General features: G+C 51.9%; 24 protein-coding genes, 2 tRNA genes and 1 pseudogene. 11 read left to right on the top strand and 16 right to left on the bottom strand.

Features of this window, described 5'->3' with window-relative positions; genetic code table 11:
* Positions 1 to 213 precede the first annotated feature (213 nt).
* Positions 214 to 1,269 (top strand): FUSC family protein, encoded by a 1,056-nt coding sequence (locus NR177_RS04330; protein WP_109717329.1) that lies wholly within the window; start codon positions 214 to 216, stop codon positions 1,267 to 1,269.
* A 160-nt stretch (positions 1,270 to 1,429) separates the two neighbouring features.
* Positions 1,430 to 1,756, top strand: coding sequence for a PTS system regulator TmaR (gene tmaR, locus NR177_RS04325; RefSeq protein WP_063880128.1), 327 nt, complete (start codon positions 1,430 to 1,432; stop codon positions 1,754 to 1,756).
* Positions 1,757 to 1,858: 102 nt separating this feature from the next.
* On the opposite strand, the gene NR177_RS04320 is transcribed toward tmaR, so the two are convergent.
* Both NR177_RS04320 and NR177_RS04315 read right to left on the bottom strand, forming a co-directional pair.
* Entirely contained in the window at positions 1,859 to 2,917 is a 1,059-nt protein-coding gene (locus NR177_RS04320) for a LacI family DNA-binding transcriptional regulator (RefSeq protein WP_256852353.1), read from the bottom strand.
* 92 nt (positions 2,918 to 3,009) lie between these two features.
* The gene (locus NR177_RS04315) at positions 3,010 to 3,924 is read right to left on the bottom strand and encodes a ketopantoate reductase family protein (RefSeq protein ID WP_256852352.1); all 915 of its coding nucleotides are present in this window, start codon (positions 3,922 to 3,924) and stop codon (positions 3,010 to 3,012) included.
* Positions 3,925 to 4,181: 257 nt separating this feature from the next.
* Here NR177_RS04315 and NR177_RS04310 point away from each other — a divergent pair, with 257 nt between their 5' ends.
* From NR177_RS04310 to NR177_RS04295, 4 genes are all read left to right on the top strand, one after another.
* Entirely contained in the window at positions 4,182 to 5,204 is a 1,023-nt protein-coding gene (locus NR177_RS04310; RefSeq protein WP_063881209.1) for an LLM class flavin-dependent oxidoreductase, read from the top strand.
* A 488-nt stretch (positions 5,205 to 5,692) separates the two neighbouring features.
* The gene (locus tag NR177_RS04305; protein ID WP_063880125.1) at positions 5,693 to 6,175 is read left to right on the top strand and encodes a type VI secretion system tube protein Hcp; all 483 of its coding nucleotides are present in this window, start codon (positions 5,693 to 5,695) and stop codon (positions 6,173 to 6,175) included.
* A gap of 31 nt (positions 6,176 to 6,206) precedes the next feature.
* Complete coding sequence (locus NR177_RS04300; protein ID WP_145394114.1) at positions 6,207 to 6,689, top strand: type VI secretion system tube protein Hcp; 483 nt, start codon at positions 6,207 to 6,209, stop codon at positions 6,687 to 6,689.
* Positions 6,690 to 6,725: 36 nt separating this feature from the next.
* Positions 6,726 to 7,562 (top strand): hypothetical protein, encoded by an 837-nt coding sequence (locus tag NR177_RS04295; protein WP_063880123.1) that lies wholly within the window; start codon positions 6,726 to 6,728, stop codon positions 7,560 to 7,562.
* A 150-nt stretch (positions 7,563 to 7,712) separates the two neighbouring features.
* Here NR177_RS04295 and NR177_RS04290 read toward each other — a convergent pair whose 3' ends face one another.
* Positions 7,713 to 7,862 (bottom strand): hypothetical protein, encoded by a 150-nt coding sequence (locus NR177_RS04290; protein ID WP_156506680.1) that lies wholly within the window; start codon positions 7,860 to 7,862, stop codon positions 7,713 to 7,715.
* 517 nt (positions 7,863 to 8,379) lie between these two features.
* Here NR177_RS04290 and NR177_RS04285 point away from each other — a divergent pair.
* Entirely contained in the window at positions 8,380 to 8,601 is a 222-nt protein-coding gene (locus NR177_RS04285; protein WP_063880122.1) for a SymE family type I addiction module toxin, read from the top strand.
* Between the two features lie 217 nt (positions 8,602 to 8,818).
* Here NR177_RS04285 and NR177_RS04280 read toward each other — a convergent pair.
* A tRNA-Asn gene (locus NR177_RS04280) sits at positions 8,819 to 8,894 on the bottom strand.
* 319 nt (positions 8,895 to 9,213) lie between these two features.
* Between NR177_RS04280 and NR177_RS04275 the strand changes: the two genes are divergently transcribed.
* The gene (locus NR177_RS04275; protein ID WP_256852351.1) at positions 9,214 to 10,335 is read left to right on the top strand and encodes a Gfo/Idh/MocA family protein; all 1,122 of its coding nucleotides are present in this window, start codon (positions 9,214 to 9,216) and stop codon (positions 10,333 to 10,335) included.
* A 77-nt stretch (positions 10,336 to 10,412) separates the two neighbouring features.
* Here the strand turns inward: NR177_RS04275 and NR177_RS04270 are convergent, their stop codons facing one another.
* The 4 genes from NR177_RS04270 to NR177_RS04255 form a co-directional block, all read right to left on the bottom strand.
* Entirely contained in the window at positions 10,413 to 11,240 is an 828-nt protein-coding gene (locus tag NR177_RS04270) for a glycosyltransferase family 8 protein (RefSeq protein ID WP_063880120.1), read from the bottom strand.
* Between the two features lies 1 nt (position 11,241).
* Positions 11,242 to 12,639 (bottom strand): D-arabinono-1,4-lactone oxidase, encoded by a 1,398-nt coding sequence (locus NR177_RS04265; protein WP_256852350.1) that lies wholly within the window; start codon positions 12,637 to 12,639, stop codon positions 11,242 to 11,244.
* Positions 12,640 to 12,718: 79 nt separating this feature from the next.
* Positions 12,719 to 13,351, bottom strand: coding sequence for a TetR family transcriptional regulator (locus NR177_RS04260; RefSeq protein WP_063880118.1), 633 nt, complete (start codon positions 13,349 to 13,351; stop codon positions 12,719 to 12,721).
* A 176-nt stretch (positions 13,352 to 13,527) separates the two neighbouring features.
* On the bottom strand, positions 13,528 to 14,154 hold the full coding sequence (locus NR177_RS04255; RefSeq protein ID WP_109717323.1) for a LysE family translocator: 627 nt from the start codon (positions 14,152 to 14,154) through the stop codon (positions 13,528 to 13,530).
* 280 nt (positions 14,155 to 14,434) lie between these two features.
* On the opposite strand from NR177_RS04255, the gene NR177_RS04250 reads away from it, so the two are divergent.
* Entirely contained in the window at positions 14,435 to 14,902 is a 468-nt protein-coding gene (locus NR177_RS04250; protein WP_063881208.1) for an Lrp/AsnC family transcriptional regulator, read from the top strand.
* Positions 14,903 to 15,029: 127 nt separating this feature from the next.
* On the opposite strand, the gene NR177_RS04245 is transcribed toward NR177_RS04250, so the two are convergent.
* From NR177_RS04245 to NR177_RS04220, 6 genes are all read right to left on the bottom strand, one after another.
* A complete protein-coding gene (locus tag NR177_RS04245; protein ID WP_145394110.1) occupies positions 15,030 to 15,431 on the bottom strand; it encodes a hypothetical protein in 402 nt (133 codons plus the stop codon).
* Positions 15,432 to 15,693: 262 nt separating this feature from the next.
* A complete protein-coding gene (locus NR177_RS04240; RefSeq protein WP_145394109.1) occupies positions 15,694 to 15,915 on the bottom strand; it encodes a hypothetical protein in 222 nt (73 codons plus the stop codon).
* Between the two features lie 188 nt (positions 15,916 to 16,103).
* The gene (locus tag NR177_RS04235; RefSeq protein ID WP_172897219.1) at positions 16,104 to 16,862 is read right to left on the bottom strand and encodes an ABC transporter ATP-binding protein; all 759 of its coding nucleotides are present in this window, start codon (positions 16,860 to 16,862) and stop codon (positions 16,104 to 16,106) included.
* Complete coding sequence (locus tag NR177_RS04230; RefSeq protein WP_216639867.1) at positions 16,859 to 17,821, bottom strand: iron chelate uptake ABC transporter family permease subunit; 963 nt, start codon at positions 17,819 to 17,821, stop codon at positions 16,859 to 16,861. Before NR177_RS04230 ends, NR177_RS04235 begins: the two co-directional genes overlap by 4 nt.
* Positions 17,814 to 18,773: an ABC transporter permease gene (locus NR177_RS04225; protein WP_063881205.1), complete on the bottom strand. Its 960-nt coding sequence runs from the start codon at positions 18,771 to 18,773 to the stop codon at positions 17,814 to 17,816. Before NR177_RS04225 ends, NR177_RS04230 begins: the two co-directional genes overlap by 8 nt.
* A 29-nt stretch (positions 18,774 to 18,802) precedes the next feature.
* Positions 18,803 to 19,789 carry a siderophore ABC transporter substrate-binding protein gene (locus NR177_RS04220; RefSeq protein ID WP_256852349.1) on the bottom strand — a complete coding sequence of 329 codons (987 nt, stop codon included), beginning with the start codon at positions 19,787 to 19,789 and terminating at the stop codon, positions 18,803 to 18,805.
* A 453-nt stretch (positions 19,790 to 20,242) separates the two neighbouring features.
* Between NR177_RS04220 and NR177_RS04215 the strand changes: the two genes are divergently transcribed.
* Positions 20,243 to 20,440 carry an alanine acetyltransferase gene (locus tag NR177_RS04215; protein ID WP_256852348.1) on the top strand — a complete coding sequence of 66 codons (198 nt, stop codon included), beginning with the start codon at positions 20,243 to 20,245 and terminating at the stop codon, positions 20,438 to 20,440.
* On the opposite strand, the pseudogene NR177_RS04210 reads toward NR177_RS04215, so the two are convergent.
* Together NR177_RS04210 and NR177_RS04205 are read right to left on the bottom strand one after the other, a co-directional pair.
* Positions 20,387 to 20,752, bottom strand: a pseudogene (locus NR177_RS04210) (Arm DNA-binding domain-containing protein); the annotation flags it as partial. The gene NR177_RS04215 and the pseudogene NR177_RS04210 sit on opposite strands and share 54 nt — an antisense overlap.
* Before the next feature lie 167 nt (positions 20,753 to 20,919).
* Positions 20,920 to 20,995 (bottom strand) — tRNA-Asn (locus NR177_RS04205).
* Between the two features lie 287 nt (positions 20,996 to 21,282).
* Here NR177_RS04205 and NR177_RS04200 point away from each other — a divergent pair.
* Positions 21,283 to 23,082: a DNA/RNA non-specific endonuclease gene (locus NR177_RS04200; protein WP_256852347.1), complete on the top strand. Its 1,800-nt coding sequence runs from the start codon at positions 21,283 to 21,285 to the stop codon at positions 23,080 to 23,082.
* Positions 23,083 to 23,097: the final 15 nt, after the last annotated feature.

Here is a 23,097-nt window from a genome sequence, read left to right as displayed (position 1 = left end):
TCTCACGCAACGCGCACCTGCCTGTCGGGCAGGTGCCGGGCGATCGCCTGCCTCAGGACCGCCTGGCCACCTGAGCGGTTAATTTTGCTGATTTACGGTCACGGGTCGGAGATAATGGCCCATTGCTTCAGGCATTCACTAAAATATTGACGGCGCGCCAGGACTGACAGGGCGCATCGCGTAGAATCACCTTTTTACCAGCGGACAGCCACCTTGCGCTCTGATAAGCCCATCTCAAATCTGGAATTCTGGTTGTATCGTCATTACCGCAGCGTGCACGGTCTGCGCATCGCGGTCGCGTTTCTCTTTGCTTTTTTATTTGTCCGCATCACTGAAATCCCCGAAGGCACCTGGCCACTGATTACGCTGGTGGTCGTCATGGGGCCGATCTCGACGTGGGGCAATGTGTTTCCCCGCGCCATTCAGCGCATTGGTGGCACGATTGCCGGTTCCATTTCGGGATTAATCGCGCTAAAGCTGGAGATCATTTCGCTGCCGGGCATGCTGGCATGGTGCGGGCTGATTATGTTTATCAGCGGCTATCTGACCCTGGGGAAACATCCCTATATGGCGTTGTTGATTGGCATCACGCTCTGCGTGGTGGTGGGCGCGCCGATGGGGGATTTCACCGTTGCCATGTGGCGCGGCGGCGATGTGATTTTAGGCTCGCTGCTGGCGCTGATATTTACCGCCGTCTGGGCGCAACGCGCGTATATTCACTGGCGTATCCAACTTTCGGATACGCTGGGCGAGATGGCAAAAATCTATCATGCGGGGTTTTCGGCCAACCTGGTGGACAAGCCGCGACTGAACAAGCCGTTTGGTAAACTGCTCACCAGCGTGATCAAAATGCGGGCTTTGCTGGAGCCGTCCAGTAAGGAAACGCGCATTCCCCGTTCGGTGTTTGAAGCGATTCAGACCATTAACCGTAATATGGTGTACACCATTGAGATGCAAATTAATGCCTGGTGGGCATCGCGGGAAAGCCATCTGATTATGCTGAACGCCCCGGCACTGCGTCGTACCCAGCAGATGACGGAAAACGCGTTACGCACCTTATCGGTGATGGCGGTGAAGGGGGAAACCTATGACATTATTGCTGCCAACCATGAGTTAACAGAAATCGTCAAAGAACTTAAGCAGTTGATCGCCGACGGCAGCGACCGTCTGGAGGAAACGCCGATTTATGGCTATGTCTGGCTGAGTCTGGAGCTGGCGAAGCAGCTGGAGCGCATGACCGATTTGATGCGTCTGGCGCTGCGTAAATAATCACCTCAGACAATGACTTAATGCGAAACCCGGTTTTTTTGCGCTAAGATAAGAGCCAGTCCGAATTTAGCTGTGAGAATTGCCCATAAGGCTGGCTAGCCGCTAAGCTGATCGTTTTGACTCTCTCCCTGCTTTAGCAGGCTTAAAGAAAGGTGCCATCATGGAAAATGCCAAGCAATCATTTCAGGACGTACTTGAGTTTGTGCGTACGTTTCGCCGCAAGAACAAACTGCAGCGTGAAATTGTCGATAATGAGAAGAAAATTCGTGACAACCAAAAGCGCGTACTGCTGCTGGATAACCTGAGCGAATACATTAAACCCGGCATGAGCGTTGAGGCGATTCAGGAAATCATCGCCAGCATGCGTGCTGACTATGAAGATCGCGTTGATGAATACATCATCAAAAATGCTGACCTGTCTAAAGAGCGCCGTGAGCTGTCTAAAAAGCTCAAGACGCTGGGCGTGGGTGAGACAAAAGCGCCATAATGGCGCGCCGGTAGCGCAGACCGTCCGTTACCGATATCACGGGCCCGCTGCAACCCTCAGGTTGGGCGGGCTTTTTTGCGCCCGCATGGCGGGCTAAAACGCTTAACCCGAGAGCTTACGCGCAATCTGCTGCAGCTGACGGGCCAGATCGGACAAGTCCAGGTCCTGACTGGCGGGTACGGCGGTGGTTTCCCGTATCACCAGAACCGGCTCCAGTATGCGGGACGTCACCGCCTCACCGCGCAGTTCGGCCAGCACCCGATCAACGCTGTGGGTGCCAAGTTGTTGAAGGTCCTGACGAACGGTGGTGAGCGGGGGCTGATACCAGGCACTTTCCGCCGTGTCATCGTACCCCACAATGGAAATATCGGCCGGGATCGCCACGCCGTGCTGATGCAGCGCTCGCATCGCGCCCAGCGCCATCTCGTCATTCGCCACTAACAGCGCCTGGGGCAGGGCATCGGGTAGCTGCGTCAGCATGGCCTGATAGCCCGATTTTGCGCTCCAGTCGCCGCGCAGTACGCAGCAGGGGGAGAGCTGATGATCGGCCAGTATCTGACGCCAGACGGCTTCGCGCTGACGCGCCGATATCGAGCGCACAGGGCCATTGAGCAGGCCGATTTGCCGGTGTCCAAGGGCAATCAGGTGCGCCACGGCGGCACGTGCCCCTTGTTCGTTTGAATACTGGCAGTGAGAGACAACAGCATGCGGATCGGCATCCAGAAACAGTACGGGTTTTTTGCCACACATCGCGCGGATTTTTTCTGCCTCAGCCGCTTCTAAAGGGATATTAATCAGCACCGCATCAACACGTTGGGCCATCAGTTCATTCACCGTGGCTTCGGGGTTGTCTTCACTGTCCATGGCGATAACCAGGTGGTATCCGGCTCTGGCGGCGCGCTGCTGTATGGCCGAGGCAATTTGCGCCGGTGCCATCAGGGCCAGATTGCTGGTGGCCAGCCCCAGGGTGCGGGTGGCTTTTCCCGCCAGCTGCTGCGCGACCCGGTTGGGAACATAGTTAAGTTGTTGCATCGCCGCTTCAACTTTTTCTCGGGTGCGGGGGGAGACCTGCTCAGACCGGTTAAGTACACGAGAAACAGTTTGATAGGAAACGCCAGCCAGTTGGGCAACATCATCAAGGGTCACAGAGCGGGACGTCATTATTCCTCCATAAGATGAGGCAGCGAGTGTAACAAAATTCCGTTACCCGCGCGTCCTGCAACGGCGCGGCTGCTTTCTCATCACTTCCGTGTTTAACGGTTCTGTTGATAGATTTGCAGGTTAACGTTCACCGCGTTCAACAGCGGCACCGTAAGACTATGACGGTTGGCGCGAAACAGCAGGTCGCCAATGATGGTCTCTGCTTCAATCGCGAAACCCTGGGTCAAATCACGATACATTGAAGACGTCATCGGCGTGGCCGGATTGTTCAGCCACTGATAAATTTTGGCGGTAACGGCAGGGCGGGGGTGATAACCCTCGGCGCAAATAACCTGAAGCACCTCAGCGTAAATGCCCTGAAGCAGCATCTCGCCGCCTTCAGCGTTCAGCACCTGTTGCGTGTTACCTCGCGCCAGGCAGCAGACCGCGCCTAACGTGCTTAACAGCAGCCATTTTTCCCACAGTTCACTGATAATATCCTCGGTAAAAAACGTCTCTACCGAACAGGTGCGTAGCGCCGCATCCAACTGTTGAAGCCGTGCGTCGTTATGGCCATCCAGCGCACCGTAATAGAGCTGATGCAGTGGCGTGAGCTGCACCACATGGCCCTGTTCGTTAAGCGTGGCGTTAATTTTGCACAGGCCGCCCACCACCTTGTCTGCGCCAAAATGGGCAATCAGGGTATCGAAATGCCGCATACCGTTGAGAATCGGCATAATCAGGGTTTCTGGCCCGACCGCGTTATTCATATCGCGCAACGCCTGCTCAAGGCCGGTACTTTTAACGGTCAGAATGATCAGGTCAAACGGGCTGTTCAGCGCAGGAGCAGTGACTAACTGCGGTTGCAGGACTTCGCGTCCGGATGGGGTTTGCAGCACGAGGCCGTTTTCTTGTAATTGACTGAGACGGCGCTCACGCACAAGAAAGGTCACATCCTGCCCGGCCTGTACCAGCCGTGCGCCAAAATATCCGCCGGTTGCTCCGGCACCCACCATTAAAATGCGCATCCGATATCCTTGTATGAAAAGCGTCTGCCCTAACACAGCGCCGCAATTTCTGTTATGCGTCAAAATCCAACGCGCTCGCAAGTAATATTACAACCTGAACGCCAACAGGATAGGGACTGGCAGGCTAACCTTATGTCAAAATTCTTGAACGTAGCGCTTAAGGATATTCACTATCAGTGATGAACAAGCTGGCGTACCCTTTGTGCATTACGGTTTATAACGCGAAAGCAACCGTCTTTCGTCAGGAGACGTCACAGATGAAAAATATTGGTTTTCTCTCATTCGGCCACTGGACACCTTCGTCTCAGTCAGCCACCCGTTCGGCTCAGGACGTATTGCTGCAGTCTATCGATCTTGCCGTGGCGGCAGAAGAACTGGGCGCCGACGGCGCGTATTTTCGTGTGCATCACTTTGCCCGTCAGCTCAGCTCGCCGTTTCCGCTGCTGGCAGCCGTCGGCGCGCGCACCAAAAAAATTGAAATAGGCACCGGCGTTATCGATATGCGCTATGAGAATCCGCTTTATATGGTGGAAGACGCGAGTGCGGCCGATCTGATTTCTAACGGTCGCCTGCAACTGGGACTGAGCCGCGGTTCGCCAGAACAGGTTATTGATGGCTGGCGCTACTTTGGCTACGCACCGCAGGAAGGCGAGACGGATGCCGACATGGGCCGTCGTCACACCGAGGTGTTCCTGGATGCGCTGCGTGGCGAAGGTTTTGCCAAACCCAATCCACAGCCGATGTTTCCGAACCCACCCGGCCTGCTGCGCCTGGAGCCGCTGTCTGAAGGCTTGCGCGATCGCATCTGGTGGGGTTCCGGCTCCAACGCTACGTCCGTATGGGCGGCGAAGATGGGCATGAACCTGCAAAGCTCGACGCTGAAAGATGATGAAACCGGCGAGCCGTTCCACATTCAGCAGGCTAAACAGATTCGCGCCTATCGTGAAGCCTGGAAAGCGGCAGGGCACCAGCGTGAGCCACGGGTTTCCGTCAGCCGCAGTATTTTTGCACTGGTAAATGATATGGACCGGGCTTACTTTGGCCGCAGTGGACAGGATCAGGATTCAGTGGGTTTTCTGGATGAGAAAACCCGCGCCATTTTCGGCCGCAGCTATGCCGCCGAACCGGAAAAACTGATCAAGCTGTTGGCAGAGGACGAAGCAATAGCTGAAGCCGATACTTTGCTGCTGACCGTGCCGAATCAGCTGGGCGTGGATTACAATGCGCACGTCATAGAATCGATTCTGAAGTATGTGGCTCCGGAGCTGGGCTGGCGTTAAGCCCTGATTGGTTCCAGCCGATTGATAACCCCACGCAGCACTGGTTGCGTGGGTTTTTTTATTCAATAATCACCCCACTTCGGCAGCCCTCGCGCTCCCAACGCCTGCCGATTAGATCGATGGCAGTGCCGCGTTTTGGTTAAAACTATTACCTCTTGAAACGATAACCTTTCGATAATATTTGCTTTCAGATTTATCCCAATAAATTAGCGTGCGTTGTAAATTAATTGACATGAAGTCATGTTAATTTTATTAATGTATCAAGATCTTCAAAAGGATACCTCTATTTTAGATATCCTGACATATTCATTTTCACTGCGTAAAACACGCAGGCGTCTTTTTATTTCTTGTTCGCACGCTACGACAGTCATTGCATGCTGCTTTATATTTTTTAATATCAAATGGCACTAAATTCTGTCGAAACCTACTGAACATAACGGATTGCAACGCCCGTTTTATCCTCATCACAACGTAATCGGAAAAAATTAATGGCGATCGATATTTATTTGAAAGTTGAAGGTACCACAGGAGAATCCCAGGACAGCAACCATAAAGGATGGACCGACGTGCTGTCATTTGACTGGGGGGCTTCACAACCCGGCAATATGGCGGTGGGAGGCGGTGGCGGCGCAGGGAAAGTGAATTTCAACGATCTGCGTGTTAAAGCGTTAATCGATAAATCTACGCCTGCCATTCTTAAATACTGTTCCAGCGGAAAGCATGTTTCAAAAGTTGAACTGTCCGTCTGTAAAGCCGGTGGAAGCCAGGTCGAGTATTCCAAAATCGTATTAGAAGATGTTCTGGTTACCGCGACCAATTTCAACGGCATCGGGCAAAGTGACACTATTGTGGTTGACTACGCTTTTCAGGCATCCAAAGTTTCAACCAGCTATTGGGAACAAAGCGCAAGCGGCACCAAAGGCGCGGAAACCAAAGCCGGTTGGGATATTAAACAAAATAAAGAGAGCTGAGTGAATCTGCCCTGAAATATAAAGGTGAAAAATGGCTATTGATATATTTTTAAAAATAGATGGAATCGAAGGCGAATCGCAAAATGCGAATCATAAAAAATGGATTGATGTCCTGTCATTTAACTGGGGAGCGCAGCAGCCAGGTAATATGTCTGTTGGCGGCGGCGGTGGAGCAGGGAAAGTTAATTATCATGATCTAAGCGTTGAGGCATTGATCGATAAAGCCACGCCTGCGTTAGTGAAATATTGCGCCACCGGTAAACATCTGCCAAAAGTTCAACTGTCTGTCTGTAAAGCGGGCGGACAGGAAGTGGAGTATACCCGTATCACGCTGGAAGATGTATTGGTGACACAGACTGACTTTACCGGAGTCGGTCACGCCTCCACGCTGGGGATGCAATACGCATTTCAGGCCAGCAAAGTGGCACTGGAATACTGGGAGCAGGCTTCTCAGGGAAGTAAAGCAGCCTCGGTGCAGATGGGCTGGGATATTAAACAAAATAAAGAAAGCTAATCACTTCGTCAGGCGGCATCAAACAGAGAGGACGTTATGGCATTTCCCAAAGTTAACCTTATTGAGGGCCTTACTACGGACCCTGGTTCTAACCCTGCGGGTTCCGCTAATTTTCTGACAAAAGAGGTGCTTGAAGAAGCCCTGATTTTAGTCAGATCGTTTGAGCCAAAAGAAATCGCCCAGCTCAGTAAAACGGAAACAAGCCAGATTGCCTATGCGATGTCGAATTATAAAGATGAAAATAACCGCCGCTTCAAAAGCTGGAATGAAGAGTCTGCGTCGCATAGAAAGCCGGGCGGGGAGATTCGTCGCCTGGATAATCGTATTGCGGGCGTAAAAGTACAGCAGGCGAGTATGATTGTGACAGGTGCTGTAGCCAGCTCTACCGGCGCGACAGGTATGGCCTTATGGTCAGCCTTAAATGGTCTGGGAAGTATTATTGGGCGTGGTTCTCTTCCTGTTATTGCGTCCATCGCTTCGAGTGTAGGCGGCTATTTCGTCACAAAAAGAACGTTTGCTGTTAACCAGATGGCTGCACATATCAAAACGCTGGCTGATACATTCAATTCAACACACGAAGCCTTTGAAGAGTTTAAAGTGGAAGCTGAACGTAAACGTGCCAATTTTAAACCTGATACGGAAATGCGCATACCACTCAGCTTTGAGCAAACCGTAGCCTCTCATAACGCGATGACACCGGACCTGGCGCAGGATATGGCGACTATCCTGCAGCAGTTTATTCACAATGAATATAAGCGTGTCGAGCTGTATGGCACCAGCAACCCGTTTGTGAAAGTTTTTTTCAGAAACCAATCACCGCTAAGTCTGTCACGCACGCAGTACAGTACTCTTATCAACTTAAAATTCCCATAATCCGCTATTTTTCCTAATAAAATGACAGGCTGTACAGCGCCCTGAGGTGAATTTCTCAGGGTCGGCCGCTGCTTGTTTGGCGGACCTGCGGTTCCGATTACCCCTCATATGCAACGACCATGAATACCGGTGTCGAGTCCGGCCTCCAGGTTACACCGTCTGCGCCAGGGCAAAATCGACCCAGCCCAGTGGGAGTTGAGGCGTTTTTCCGCTAACCAGTTTGCCCACTCGCTCAGGCACAGTACCGGGGCGAAGAGTCAGACGCAGGCCTTCCATCGCGTGTAACGTGTCGATGGGCAAACCAAAAAACCGCCGCGCTGTGGGAAAGGGATTTTTACATCCTTACGTCAATCAGAAATTCACTGCTCATGGCACTGCGTCGTTAAGCACTGTCCTTACAGCGCGCACTGGCACGATCGCTGGGGTTATTAAAGGCACAGGACGGCGGCAGGGGGGATCGTGCAGAAAGGGGGCTATTTTTAGCGTTTTGCGAGGAGGCTTCCAGAGTCTGGCTTGTTGGCAGGCGTCAAAAACGCTATCGTTTACGGGCACTTGCAAAACCCAGTGCCGGGACGTCTGCAGCGAAAACTTTCCCGGCGATATCATGCGAGCCTGCGTCTTTTAAACCTCGTCAGCTTTGCTACGCATCATTATCACGTGGGCTGTGTGAGAGCACACTAAGGTGCGCGGTAAGGACGCAGTAAGTTATGAGGTACGCGGGTTTAGTATAAGCAGACGTTCACAACGCGGTCAGCCCATCACCGTTGAAACGGGCACCTCTTATCATGGAATCATCCTCTTTACCAGGAGCTTGCAAATGACTATGAACTTAAGACCTTCTGACGCTGCACCTGTCTCAGTATCTTTTAAAACCCAGCGTCGATACAAAGTCGGCTATGTGCCTAATTTTGGCGATACCAGCACACCTGCGCTAAATATAAGTGGTAAATGGCTGCGGGAAGTCGGATTTGAAACCGGCACGCGGGTGACGGCAGAAATTAGCCTGGGATGTATTGTGCTGCGGATCGATAAGTCATAAAGGGGAAGCGCAGGCCAAAAATCGCCTTAAGGACGATCTTCATCTTTTGCCGCACGCAGGTACCAACGCCTGGTTAAATATAAAAGCCCTGCGCGCCAGCCCGGTTAGCATCCAGCACAACTTTGCCGTCTTGTTCTACCTGACGTCTGTCAGCGCTGGTGGGTGAAATAAACAACAAAAAGCTCGCTCGGGTTTCCCTGAGCGGGCTCTTAAAATTTGGCTCCTCTGACTGGACTCGAACCAGTGACATACGGATTAACAGTCCGCCGTTCTACCGACTGAACTACAGAGGAATCGTTTGAACGGGGCGCATATTATCGACGTCCCGCAGGCTTGTCAAAGCTCTTTTTCACAAAACTGTCTAATTGCTGAAATACTCGCCAACTCCCGCTGTTCAGCCGTTCCGCTCTGCTTTGTGACCGCCAAAAATGGCCGCAAACTGCACCTTTTATTCAATAAACAGAATCTCTGTTCCATTTCTTAACGACTCTGAAAGGCCCGGTTGCACGAATGTTCTTTAGGTTCGTCACAGTTATTTCATTTTTAGTTTGAAATACCTATAAATGGAATTTAAATTTCATTTAATCCTTTCTCTGTCAGCCCGGAGTCAAAATGAATAAAGTCAGAATCGGCATGATCGGTAGCGGTTATATCGGTCGCTGCCATGCGATCGCCTATGCCCAGGCACCGGCGGTGTTTGCGTTAAAAGGGGAGATCGTGCGTGAGATGCTGGCAGAGGTTAATCCCGAACTGGCGGCAAAGCAGGCCGCCACCTTTGGCTTTTCCCGCTCCACGGGTGACTGGCATTCGCTGGTATGCGACCCGAATATTGACGTCGTAGACATCTGCGCGCCCAATTTCCTGCACAAAGAGATGGCGCTGGCTGCCATTGCCAACGGCAAGCACGTTTATTCTGAAAAGCCGCTGTCTCTGACGGTGGCCGATGCGCAGGAGATGGTAGAGGCGGCCAATGCGGCAGGGGTTAAAACCCTGGTGGGCTTCAACTACATGAAGAATCCCACCAGCCAGCTGGCAAAAGAAATCATTGCGCGGGGCGAAATCGGTGAGGTGGTGCATTTTTATGGCACCCATAATGAAGACTACCTGGCGAAGCCGGAAACGCCGCTCGACTGGCACTGCCAGAAAGCGCTGGCCGGGTTAGGTGCACTGGGCGATCTGGCCGCGCACATCGTCAATATGGCGCACTACCTTGTAGGCAACATTGCTGAAGTCAGTGGGGATATGATGACGGTGATTAAAACCCGTCCGGACCCAAAAGACCTGAGCCGTCAGTTGCCGGTAGAAAACGAAGACCAGGCCAGCGCCTTGCTGCGCTTTCACAATGGCGCGCACGGCGTAATTGAAACCTCACGCATCGCCTGCGGCGCCAAGATGGGGCTGACCTATGTCTTGACCGGCACCAAAGGCACGCTGCGTTATACCCAGGAGCGCATGGCGGAACTTGAGCTCTATATCCATGATGAACCGGCAGGGCGGCAGGGCTTCAAAACGCTGCTAACCGGGCCTGCGCATCCGGACTATGCTAACTTCTGCGTATCGGCAGGCCATGGCATCGGCTTTAACGATCAGAAAACGGTAGAAATTCGCGATTTGATTAATGGTATCGCTGCGGGCGACCGCATGTGGCCAGATTTTGCAGAAGGATTGCAGGTGCAGAAGGTGCTGGAGGCGATAGCCCTGTCGGCAGCAGAAAGACGCTGGAAGGTGGTATAGGTCTTAGTTACATCATACTTATGACTGCACAACACAAAGTCGGCCCCGAGCATCATGTCGGGGCCGGTCAGCGTTGATCAGGCTGACGCTTTATCCCACCACAGCTTATCCATCGCATAGTAGCGATCGCGCTGACTGACAGGCTGAGACAGATCGCGCTGCCACGGCTTATCCAGAATGTAATGCAGGTTCTTGACGTCGTCACATTCCCACAGTTTGTCATGCTGGAAACGCAGCGTTTTCAGGGCGTTGTAAACATAAGAGAGCGGCATCCACTGGCCTTTAAAGGCCTCGTTCAGTAAATCCTGCTCGGAAAAGGTGTACTCGCTCAGGTCATCGATAGCCGCAATGCGGGCTTCCAGCTTTTCAAACACGCCGTTATCGGGCTTCAGTACCAGAAAGCCGCCGTTGAGGTAGTCATCCAGATGCGCGGGTGGCGACTCCTCACGTTCCTGCCAGGTATAGTGACAGAATTCGGGTTGCCAGTTGTCAGGATAGGCGTCGATCTGGTTGGGATTGCAACGGCAGGCATGACAGGCGGCAAGAAAGTTGTCACCGAGATCCAGTGAGAACAGTTCATCCATGTTCTGTAAGACCAGCATATCGGCATCCAGAAACACGACCCGCTGATAATCGGTCAACTGCCATGCACGCAGTTTGGTCCAGACTTCCCCGAAGCGTTCAGACGCATAGTGCGCGTTCAGATCGCTGTGCGGATAAAGTCCGTCAACACGATGGATCACACAGCCTTCATCTTCCAGTGCGGCGCAGTCTTGTGCATCAATGGCATCGGTTGCCATGACCACCAGTGGCCAGCGCGTTTTACTTTGCATCAGTGAACGGTGCAGCGCTTTCACGCCCACCAGATAATCCGGTTGCGTCAGTAAGGTTACCCAGGCAAACATATCATCCCTTATCGGTTTCATTAAACAGTGCGGTGGTGTAGTCGTTGCTAAGGCGGTTTTGCGGATCGCGCTGCTCCCGCAGGGCGCGGAACGCTCCCCAGTGGGGATAGAGATCCCGCCAGCGGTACAGCGAGGCATCATAATATTTGCCCCAGTGAGGACGACCGCCTTCTTCTGCCAGCAGTTTCTCCACTTCAGCTAAAAAGTGCAGGCCCGCTTCAGAAAGGGAACCGTCATCGGCGTAATACACCACAAAGCCAAAGAAGCAGGTGGGTTGGTCGAAGGCTGGACTCAGCCAGGCCGATGAGGCACCGGTACAGCGCAGGATAATTGGATAGTGCATGTGCGGGCGATTTTCGGCATACCAGCGTTTAATCTTGCGGATAACCGCCGGTGTTTTTTCCAGCGGCACGCCGATCTCCACGTTGATCTGCGGCACGGCAATGCCGCGACAGAACAGCTGATAGATATCGCCGGTGACATCGGTAAAATCCCGAAAACGCGTCACGGTGCGGAACTGTTTGCCGCCTTTACCGTGAATCTGCGTGTCGCGATGCATATGTTCCAGCGTCTGATCGATGGTGTCGTTCAGGCTGTCATCACCTTCATCAGCGTGCTCCACGACTTCACGGCCATTCTTCTCATAATGCTGGATCTCGTCTTCACTGGCCTGATGCGCATTCCACACGTGCATCAGGTTGTCATCCACAAACCACCAGGCTTTGCTGAGTTCGTATTCGTCATTCCAGCGCAGCAAATCGCTTTCCAGGTTATCTGCGGGAACCGCATTTTTATGGCAGGTGAAAATACGAAAAGGCTGGGTGCGCAAGGTGACCTCAGTGACGATGCCAAGCACGCCAAGGGAAACCTGCGCAGCAGCAAAATCCGCATCACCACGTGACAGCTCACGAACTGAACCGTCGCTCAGCACCATGCGGATGTGCTCAGCTTCATCGGCAATCGAACTCTGTTGCAGGCCCTGACCGTGGGTGCCGGTCGCCATTGCGCCCGCCAGCGTCTGTACGGAAATGACGCCGGGCGAAGAGGCGAGCATGCGATCCATGTCGGTCAAGGTGCTGTAGATGTCTTCCAGCGGTGTGGCAGCCGCGAAGGTCACGCTGTTCTCGTCGCTGCGGACAAGGCCGGTCAGCGCACTGAGATCCAGCAGCAACTCGTCCGGGTGCACGGACAACATTCTGCCAGGGGAATAGGTTTTGCCGGTCACGCGTACCTTGCCACTGGATTCACGCAATAACTGCTGAAGCGCGGCTTCATCAGCGGGGCGTTTTACCTGCTGGCGCGTCCCAATTTGTGCATTTTGCGCCCAGTTCCAGACAGCATCATCGTGCGGATCAACGTGGGTCTGGCGTAGCGGATAAAGGTTGGCGTCTCTGCTCAAACTGCAGTCCTTAGTTAAGTGATATTAAAAATACCTCTTAAGCATAGACTATTGCTTTTTACGCCCGGGATGCTGGCCGCTAGCGACAGATATAACGCAGGGTGGCCGTGACCGCTAACTGGCGGTTACGACGGATAATATCCGCTTCATCTTTGTCGGGGCTGAACAGAGTATTAAACGTGAACCGGTTCGATACCTGATGCACGCAGATACTGCTGATAAGGCGATGTACATCCAGCGTCTCGACTTCCTGAATAAACAGCCCCTGCTGCTGTCCCCGACTGAGGATGTCATCCAGCAGATCCAGCGCACTGCGGTTCAGCTGGCCCAGGCGGGCTGACTGCGCGATATAGCGGCCGCGGGACAGGTTTTCCATGCAGATCAGCCGAATAAAGTCAGGATGAGAAACATGGTAATCAAAACTGGCCTCAACCAGTTTGGTTATGGCCTGCTCAGGTTGCATCGCCGCCAGATTCAGGCCGGTTTCGTGTTCCCGGATCTGCTGATAAACCTGTTCCAGCACATCGATATAGAGCTGCTCTTTATTGCCAAAATGGTAAACCACCATGCGTTTGGTGGTCTGGGCATTCTCGGCAATCTGCTCCAGGCGAGCACCCTGCATACCAAATTCGGCAAAGGTTTTCAGTGCACCAGCCAGAATGCGTTTTTTAAGCCCTTCGGGATCGTTTTTGCGTTTCGTAGTGTCCGACATAGTGCTCAACCGGTTGCCTGATAACGAGAAAGTAAGAGGCTGATACTACCACAGCGAAACAATACTGTTGCGCCGACAGGGGAAAATCCCCCCGCCAATCAGGATTAATCGATCTGTTCTGAGGCGCGTTCTCGATAAGGCAGCGGCACCTTTTCCCCTCTGACGTTATTGCTGCATTACAGCGTTTTTACGATCATGCCAATGGCGGCCAGCAGCATAATCACGCCTACCACTTTGTACATTATCTGCAGCGATTGCGGGCTGGTCAGAAAAACCCGGATTTTCATCGCCGCCAATATAAACATTGCGCCGACAGCCAGTAATACCGCGGCGGTAACGGGCACCAGCACTGTCCCCCAAAATTTCAGTGAGATAGTCTCCAGGGAAATCACCAGCGGCAGTATTGCCAGATAAAAAGCAATCGTTTTGGGGTTACCCAGCGTAATACTCAGACCGGACAGCCAGGCTGAAGCCAGTTGCTGACGCGTCACTTTCTGGTCGATGTTGATTGCATGGGGCTGATAAGACCAAAACTGCCAGGCCAGAAAGCCCAAATAAAGTGCAGCCGCCCAGTTAATCAGGGTAAAGAGAGCGGTATAGGTATGCGCCACCACGCCAAGGCCAAAAACGGCAAGGGTGAGATAAAACAGGTCGCCCATTATCACGCCCACCAGGGCGGCTAAGCCGGCCAGTGAACCGCCATTTAAGCTGCGCGCGACAATCGCCGTCATGCCCGGGCCAGGAATCGCGGCGGCCAGGCCAAGCGCCAAAACATAAGGCAGTAATTCTGCATTGACAGGCATAGCATTTCCTTTCTTTAGATGACATGTATGCGTCTGTTCACGAGTCCTGTAGCCCTGACAGCACGCTCGCTCAGAGGCGAAGTAAAATGCCCTTATCCGCCTTACTTCGTTGCGTTTCATCCTGTCTGTAATGCATTCACCTCTCGCACCGCACACAACACAGGGTGAATACAGTATGCCGGAGCTGACCAGAAATGGGTTGTCTGAATCACGTCGATATGCCTTACTCTTTGCAAGAATTCACCTGTTTTATGCCTTAAACAGAAAGGAACTGACCTCTATGGCGCTCGACAAGACAGAAATAAAAATTTTAAGCGTATTGCAGGGCGATGCGCGCATCACCAATCAGGAACTGGCCGATAAAATTGGCCTGTCCGCCTCACCGTGCTGGCGCAAAGTTCGCAAACTGGAAGAACAGGGCGTGATACAGGGCTATCGGGCGGTACTGGATCGAAAAAAAACTGGCTCTGGGGTAATGGTGTTTATTCGGGTGGTCATTGACTGTCACAGCGAAGCTGAAGCGGAAAAGTTTGAGCAGCAGGTGACCGCACTGGAGGACGTTGTGGCCTGCTACAGCATAGGCGGCGACGCCGATTTTCTGTTGCAGGTGGTGGCAACCGACCTCGACTCGTACGCCGATTTCGCCATGTCTGTCGTGCGCAGGCTGCCGCGTATCAAAGAGATGCAAAGCATGTTTGTCTTAAAGGAAATTAAACCTTTAACGACCTACCCGATTAAAAGCACATAATGAAACCATTGCTCTGGTAAATCCAGGTTCTGTTATCGCCTGGCCATCATACTCCGTATGGTGGCTCTATCCTGATGTCACGCCGATACGTTCCCGGCTTGCTCAACGGCCAAAAGCTAATGCAGTTTTAAAGCGGCCGGCCAATTTTTTTTGTGCCTTTGATGTAGTTAAGGTTGTGATATTGGCCATTTGAATAAATCACAATGAACTTCCTCTGACCGACATAGGCTCCGTAACTGTTTTTAGCGTTAACCATGCCGGGAATGATCCAACCGAACATCAATTCTTCTTTATCTTCGGGAACATTCATGATCCATGAATATCCTCTATAGGGCTGGAAAAAACGATAATGGGCGCTATAGGGATCTTTTAGATGATAATAAAACGTATCTTTGACTACCGTTTTATAGTTATTAGGCAGCGTGCCATAATTAGCGAACTGCACCTGTAACGGATCGGGTTCATGAGACCGTGCTACACATCCAGTTAGCAATACTGTTAAGGCAAAATAAAGAAAGCGCGTACTCATCAACTGCCTCTCAGTGGGGGGCATATTATAAATTTTTTATCAGCCAGAACACTAGCATCCCGATTGATTACCGGTCTATAAACCATTGATAAACGAATTGTTTATTGATCAGTGCCCGTCTGGAAAGGGAAATGTATGGACGTTGCCCGTCGCGTGAAGGCAATCATGATCGATGTGTAAACAGCGAGGCCATCTGAAAGTGTTGCCTGCCAACATCAATCGGGCTTCAAGGTGCGTTAGCGATACCCAGCAAAAAGCCCGCTCAGCTTTCCCTGAGCGGGCTTCTCACAATCTGGTTCCTCTCACCAGGATCGCCTTTGCCATTAACTGGCTGAATGACAAGCGAAACTGAAAAATGGCGGCGGTTGTCAGGGCCACCAGAATGACCACCAGCACCCATCACTTTCGCCTTATTTTCTCTCTGCGACAAATGGCCTTCCGGGTTCACGATCTGCAAGAAGCGGCCTGATTTCAAACTGGACATCCCCCTTACCGACAATACATTTGAAAATGTCGGATGGCATTGCAGTTAAGGTCGCTCTTCACATTGCACCACTACCATTATTTTCATGAAAGTATTTGCATGTGGTTTATATTTATTAATGCTTTTTGTTTTCACGAAAACAGTTTATTCAGATGTCTGAAAGGGCAACGTTAAAAATATTTTGTGTATCATTCGTAGTAAGTCACTATCCGTTGCCCACTCAGTTCATGGACACTAACCTTCATATCATAAAGTTGGCCGAGACGTTCAGCTCTAATAACCTGGTCAGGAGAACCCTCACAATATATTTTGCCTGCGGACATCGCAATAATGTGATCTGAATAGTACGAAGCAAAGTTGATATCATGAAGCACTAATACGACGGTTTTACCAAGATCGTCTGCTGCTCTTCGAAGAATCTTCATTGTAGCAGTAGCATGCTTGAGGTCTAAACTGTTCAGGGGTTCATCGAGTAACAGATAATCGGTGTCCTGACACAGGACCATTGCAATAAAGGCGCGCTGGCGCTGTCCACCTGAAAGCTCGTCAAGGAAACAATCGCGCAACGATGTTATGTCCAGATACTCAAGTGCATGCTCAATATGCTCTCGATCATCTTGGGTGAAACGTCCTTTCGAGTGCGGGTAGCGGCCAAAAGCTACCAGGTCACTGACGGTCAGGCGCACGCTGGTATGGTTATCCTGGCGTAGAATTGCCAGACGTTGCGCAAGTATGTTCGTGGGCGTGTTAACGACATTCATCTCGTCAACCGTCACTGTTCCATTGGTTGCTGGCAATAACCTGCTAATGAGCATCATAAGTGTGGATTTACCTGCACCATTAGGACCGATGATGGATGTCAGCCCGCCTTTAGGTATACTCACTGAGACGTTGTCCACAGTCGTAATTGTGCCGTACCGTTTAGTGAGTGCGTGCGTTTTTATCATCGCGCCTTCTGCATGATTAATATAATGAAAGTAATACCGCCGAAGAACTCAATTATAATGCTCAGGCCGGTATTAAAGCCAAATAGCCTCTCCAGAACAAACTGCCCGCAGACCAGACACGTCATCGCGATCAGCACAGAGGCCGGTAGCATCAGAGCATGCCGCGCATTCCCGACAAAACGATAAGTTAGATTGGCTACTAGCAGGCCGAAGAAAGTAACCGGCCCAACCAATGCCGTAGAGACCGATACGAGGATGGCAATCATCATCAGGATGGCTCTAACCGTTCGTTTGTAATCAATGCCTAAATTGATCGCGGTGTCTCGCCCTAGCACCAACACATCAAAGCTGTGCCGCATTCTCCAGCCTGTCAGCGAGACGCTAAGGACAAGTATTGCTGCTATGGATAGCAGGCTGGCGTCGATAAGATTGAAGCTTGCAAAGAGGCGGTCCTGCAGGACGGCGAATTCCCCCGGATTGATAACACGCTGCAGGAAATTTGACAGACTTCGCAGTAGCCCACCGAAAACGAGACCGGCCATCGCCAAAAACATCAGGTCTCTGCGTCCCCCGGCGAAGAGTCTGCTATAGAGCAGGGTTGCTGAACCGATCATGACGAATGTCTCGACTGCAAAACGTAGAAATGGGTTGATGGTAGCGTCGTGGACATAGCCTATGGTGAATGCCACTAAGGTCTGAATAAATACGTACAGTGCATCGAAACCCATGACGGATGGCGTCAGAATACGATTCTGGGTTATGGTCTGGAATAGCACAGTAGAGACGGCTATTGAATAACCAACTAACAAAAGCCCTGCGAGCTTTTGTGCACGAAGAGGTAGCACAAAAGACCAATGTCCTCCTGCACCGACTGTCATGAAAGCCACTGATAAGAGTAATGTCAGTGTAGCGAGCAGAATGATTACTATAACGGGTCTTATCTCTTGAGATTCAATCAAATCGTGCAGCTCCCCTTTTGAGGATGAAAAGGAAAATCACACTGCCAGCAATCCCTATGATGGGGCCCACTGGGATCTCGAAGGGTTGGTTTACGGAGCGACCTAAAATGTCGCAACTCAGTACGAAACCGGCGCCGAGAGTGGCGGTCCAGGGTACTGATCTGCGCAAATTATCGCCTATCATCATGCTGATGATATTTGGCACGACAAGACCGACAAAGGGAATTGCACCTACCGTCGCGACCACTGCAGCCGTTACGATTGAAACGATGACCAGCCCGGTAATGAGTGTCAGCCGATAGTTCAGGCCCAGGTTATTTGCGAAATTCTGCCCAAGTCCTGCCACAGTGAACCTGTCGGCTGCAATGTAAGCGAGGACGGCTGCGCCAAATGAGATCCACAGTAGTTCATAGCGGCCGCGCAGAACCGATGAAAAATCCCCAGTAGACCAGGCTACGAGGGACTGAATAAGATCGAAGCGGTAGGCAAGAAATGTCGCCATTGCATTGATTACGCCGCCGAGCATCAGGCCGACGAGCGGAACCATTAATGGCGAGCGCATGGGCGACAGCCGCAGGATGACAAGGAACAGCAGTGTTCCCAGAAGGGCGGTACAACATGCCACAAGCATGCGCGCGAGCACAGGCAGCCCGGGGGCCAGTAGCGCAGCCAGCAATAACCCAAGAGTGGCGGACTCAATCGTACCTGCTGTGCCAGGCTCCACGAATCGGTTTCGCGAAAGCATTTGCATGATCAGGCCAGCAACCGCCATGGAACTTCCAGCGAGGAGCAATGCAAGGGTCCTCGGAATGCGGCTAGCCAGCAGAATGCTTATAGTCGATGTCGTATTGCCTGCAAAAAGCGATACAGGCGAAGTTGTCGTCGCACCGATAAAGAGGCTAATAAGGGAAAGCAATCCGATAACGCTCAGTGCGATCAAAAGTCCTTTCACTGACGATTTGTCAACGTGCGCTGGAGACGTCATTTTGTCTTCGTTATTGCCAGGGAAACTTCATCGGCCATTGACTGAAGCGCAGTGAGTCCGTCGCCAACAATATACCATGCGACAGGATCAAGGTAGACAACGTGGCCAGCCTTCCAGGCTTTAGTTTGACGCACCAGTTCATTATCCAGCAGCTGTTGGGCTGATGCTCCTTTTTCCCCTATGGCCGCGTCACGATCAATCACATAAAGCCAGTCAGGATTCGTTTCGAGAATGAACTCAGAGGATATCACCTGGCCGTGAGGGCCATCATCCAGTTTGCGCGTCACGGGTTGCACGCCAAAGTCGTTATAAATTGTACCAAACCAAGAGTTTGGGCCGAGCGCCGCGATGCGTCCACCGCTGGTCATCACCAGCAGTCCTGTCCCTATTTTGGACGTTTGTGCTCGAAGTGCCTCTACTGTTGCACGTAGCTTGCTGGTACGACGGTCAACCTCGGCTTGTTTCCCAAATATTTCTCCAAGAAGCTGCGCATGCGATATGGCGCTGTCAACCCGGTGTTGAAAGTCAGGACTAAGGTCGATGGTAGGGGCGAGCTTTGCTAATTGGGTGTACTTGGGTGATGAACGTCCCCCCACGATGATCAGGTCAGGGGACAGCGCATTAAGTGCTTCGTAATCGGGCTCGAAAAGTGAACCAACCTTCCGGTAACGGCTTTCCCCAAATTTAGCGAGATAAGGGGGATAGTTGAGTGTGGGAACACCCGCAACATCAACCCCTATCGTGGAAAGGGTATCTAGTGCTGCGATATCAAGTACAGCCACAACCCTGGGCTTGACCGGTACGCTGGTTATCCCCTGAGTATGATGAACGGTTATCTCTTCGGCTTGCAGCATGCTCGAAAAAAGAACAAAGAATGTCAGTGAGATTATCGCCAGCGCATACTTGATGCCCACTACCACACACGATGGGCGCGGATAATAACCGTTTGATATGAGTACAAGGACAGTCTGCCTGTTGAACATGCTGAATTTCCGTAATTGTCGGCGTCAACGCGCTGCACATCATGTCCATTGCATTGAACATCATAATAATGGGTTCGATATCACCACAAGTTGTTAATTAGGGATATAACGGTTTGCGCATACGATAAAAATAGAAAAGCTCGCTAAAAATGATATGGATTTAAAAGTAAAGTGTCATTGCGCAATATAGCCAATCTGTTAACCAATTCAGCCAAAATCAATCGGATAATTTTTCTCATCAGGCGTGTTTTTTATCTATTTTAATAGCGGTCTTATGTGGGTGCTAAGTTATTAATAACGGGTGGCGGACTTTAATGCCAATTAATATCACGCTGGTTTTTTGAGCTAATTCCCAATATTTTAATTTTTCAAAACCAAGATAATTTTGTGAGTATTTTTTTCAATGTTATTTAAACTGGAGCGATTTTATAAAAAAAGAGAAGGGTGATTAACATGCAAAGAAAAATGAAAGCAATGGTTTATCACGGGAAAAATGATATTCGTGTTGAGGAAAGGGCGCGTCCAACGGTTATGGAACCTACTGATGCCATTATTAAACTAACCAAAACGACAATCTGCGGGACTGAGCCGGGTATATGGAAAGGAAAAAAACCGGAGACTGGCAAGCAGACGGACGGAGTGGTTCTGTGACCATGTTCTGTTGCGCTTATGCCAGCTCAATGCAACGTGCTTATATGTTTTTCCGGTGAGCGGACAGCTTTCCTGGCGATACGTTGCTGTGCTGGATTGATATTCTGCGCCATCACGTTGCTGCCGGGCATAAGCCAGAGAAACATCGGGATAGGCACCTAAGCCGAGGCGGGATTCTTTACCATTGATACGATATTTGAGACACCAGAGACGTGAACCGGCTGGATTGACGAAAAGGGACAGGCCATGAGAATCGGAAACTTTGAAAGGTTTAGCGGATGGTTTTACGCTGCGGATTGTCGTGTCGTTCAGAGACGTAGGGTAGTCACGCCATTATCGAACTGAAATGACCTCAAATCAGACCATCAATCTTGCCCAATGCGAAGGGGGAAATGAAAATGCACCGGAAAGACTTTTCCTACTAAGCTGTTGAATATAAAAAGTATAATGATTCGGGAAGATGCATGAAAACATACATCTGGCTCCTCTGACTGGACTCGAACCAGTGACATACGGATTAACAGTCCGCCGTTCTACCGACTGAACTACAGAGGAATCGTGCTACAGGGCGCATACTAATGGAGTCAGGATGCTGAGTCAAAGCGGTTTTACCGGCTTCTGAACCCTTTGCTGAAGGTTTCAACAGCCTGGTTGTTTCGCCCGCAACAATCCCTTTGTAAGGTTCCATTTAAGCATTCGTTCAGTCGCCTTTCAGATACATGACCTGGCCCTTAACGGATGAGGGCAGGGCGTTGGTGCGCGCGGTGATATTCGCGCCGCTTGTGCCGTGATAAGCAGCAGCTATGGTTAAAAGGGTGCATAACCTTATCACGGAGAGGCGAATGAACGATCAACTGAAAGCGCAGATAGCCGCAAGGCTGGCGGTAACGGCCGGGCAACGACAGCAGACACGCACAGCGCTCAGCCAGGGCCAGCAGGCGGAGCCGGATCAACGACGCGCGCAGCGCTATGCGTTTCAGCAACGCGCCCGCCAGGGTGTCATCATCGGCATGAACGATCTGCTACCGGTATCTTTTTTGCAGCAAGGATTGCGCGCGGCCAAAGCCGTGGCGCTGGTCAGAGAAGATGGCGTGCCGAAAGGCAGCGGATTTCTCACCCACGGCAACCTCTTTGTGACTAACCATCATCTGCTGTCTGACCCCGCGGCATCAGGCCGTATTACACTTCAGTTCGGCTACCGTCAGGGCGAGGCGGACGAGCTTATTCAGGGGCGTCTTTATAGCGTAGATGCAGAACGCTTTTGGCTTACCAGCCCGACGGACGCCTTTGACTGCACGCTCGTCGCGCTGGGCGAAGCGCTTAACGACAGTGACGAGGCTCCGGTGCCGGTGCCGCTCAACGACCGCAATGATAAACATGCGCTGGGTATCAGCCTTAACCTGATCCATCACCCGGCTGGCGCGCCACAGCAAATTACGCTGCGCAATAATGCGCTGTTAGCACGCCACGAACAGTTTCTGCACTACGAGGCCGACAGCGAAAGCGGCTCGTCGGGTGCGCCGGTATTCAACGATGGCTGGCAACTGGTGGCACTCCATCATGGCGGTGTTGAAGATAACGGGAAATGGGTTAACGAAGGTATACGCATCAGCGCGCTCACTGACTGGCTGAAAGGCGAACTGCCGACGCTGCCTGCTGACCGGCAGGCAATCCTGATGCAGGCACTCAAGGCTGAACCCGCACCGGACTACGCGCTTCCAGGTGCCGCCGCGCCAGACGAAAATTATCGTAACCGCGACGGTTTTCAGGCGAACTTTCTGGCTGATACCCACATCGATATGGCCGCGATTATCGCCCCGCGTTCCGGTGAAGTCGCGCCCCTGCGTGACGGGCGCAAGGGCGCTGAGGCCAGGCTGGATTATGAACACTTTTCCCTGCTGATGAACGCTGAACGGCAACTGGCTTTTTTCACCGCGACCAATATTGATGGCGCGCGCTATATCAATGTCGACCGCGGCAGCGGGCAGCCGTCACTGTTACCCGAAGGCGACCGTTGGTCTGAAGACAGCCGCATCGACAGCCGCTACGTTACCGGGCAATCGTTCTATAGCGCGTTCAGCCGCTGGTTCGACCGCGGTCATCTTACCCGCCGCAGCGATCCCACCTGGGGCACAGCGGCTGAAGCGGTGCGCGCCAACAAAGATACGTTTCATTTTACCAACTGCTCACCGCAGCATTTTCGTTTTAATCAGAGCGTGCAGTACTGGCAAGGCGTTGAGCGTTATATCCTGGAATACGGCGTGCTGAAAACCAAACAGCAGATTAGCGTGCTGACCGGACCGATACTCAACGATCAACATCGGCAATATGGAGAGTTACAGGTGCCGCTGATGTTCTGGAAAGTGGTTCTGCGCATCGGGCCACAGGGCAAACCGCAGGCGACCGCCTTGCTGGTCAGTCAGGATAAGTTGCTGGATGAGCCGCGCCGCGTGTTGCCGTCCTTGCAGCCGGAAGCGGTGCCGCAGGTGGACGAATACCGTGTCTCTGTCCGCTCGCTGGAAACGCTGGCCGGGCTTGATTTCAGTGCTTTCCGCGACTGGGACAGCTGGCAGCCAGATGCCAGTCTGCTGGCCGAGCCTGTGCAGGCCAAACTGATTATGACGTGGGCAGAGGTGTTGTAATCGCGAAGGAAAAGT

This window comes from Pantoea sp. Fr+CA_20 (assembly GCF_024520835.1).
GTDB classification, from domain to species: Bacteria; Pseudomonadota; Gammaproteobacteria; order Enterobacterales; family Enterobacteriaceae; genus Pantoea; species Pantoea allii.
Note: the sequence above shows the minus strand (reverse complement) of the source record. Positions and strands in the feature narration are given on the sequence as shown.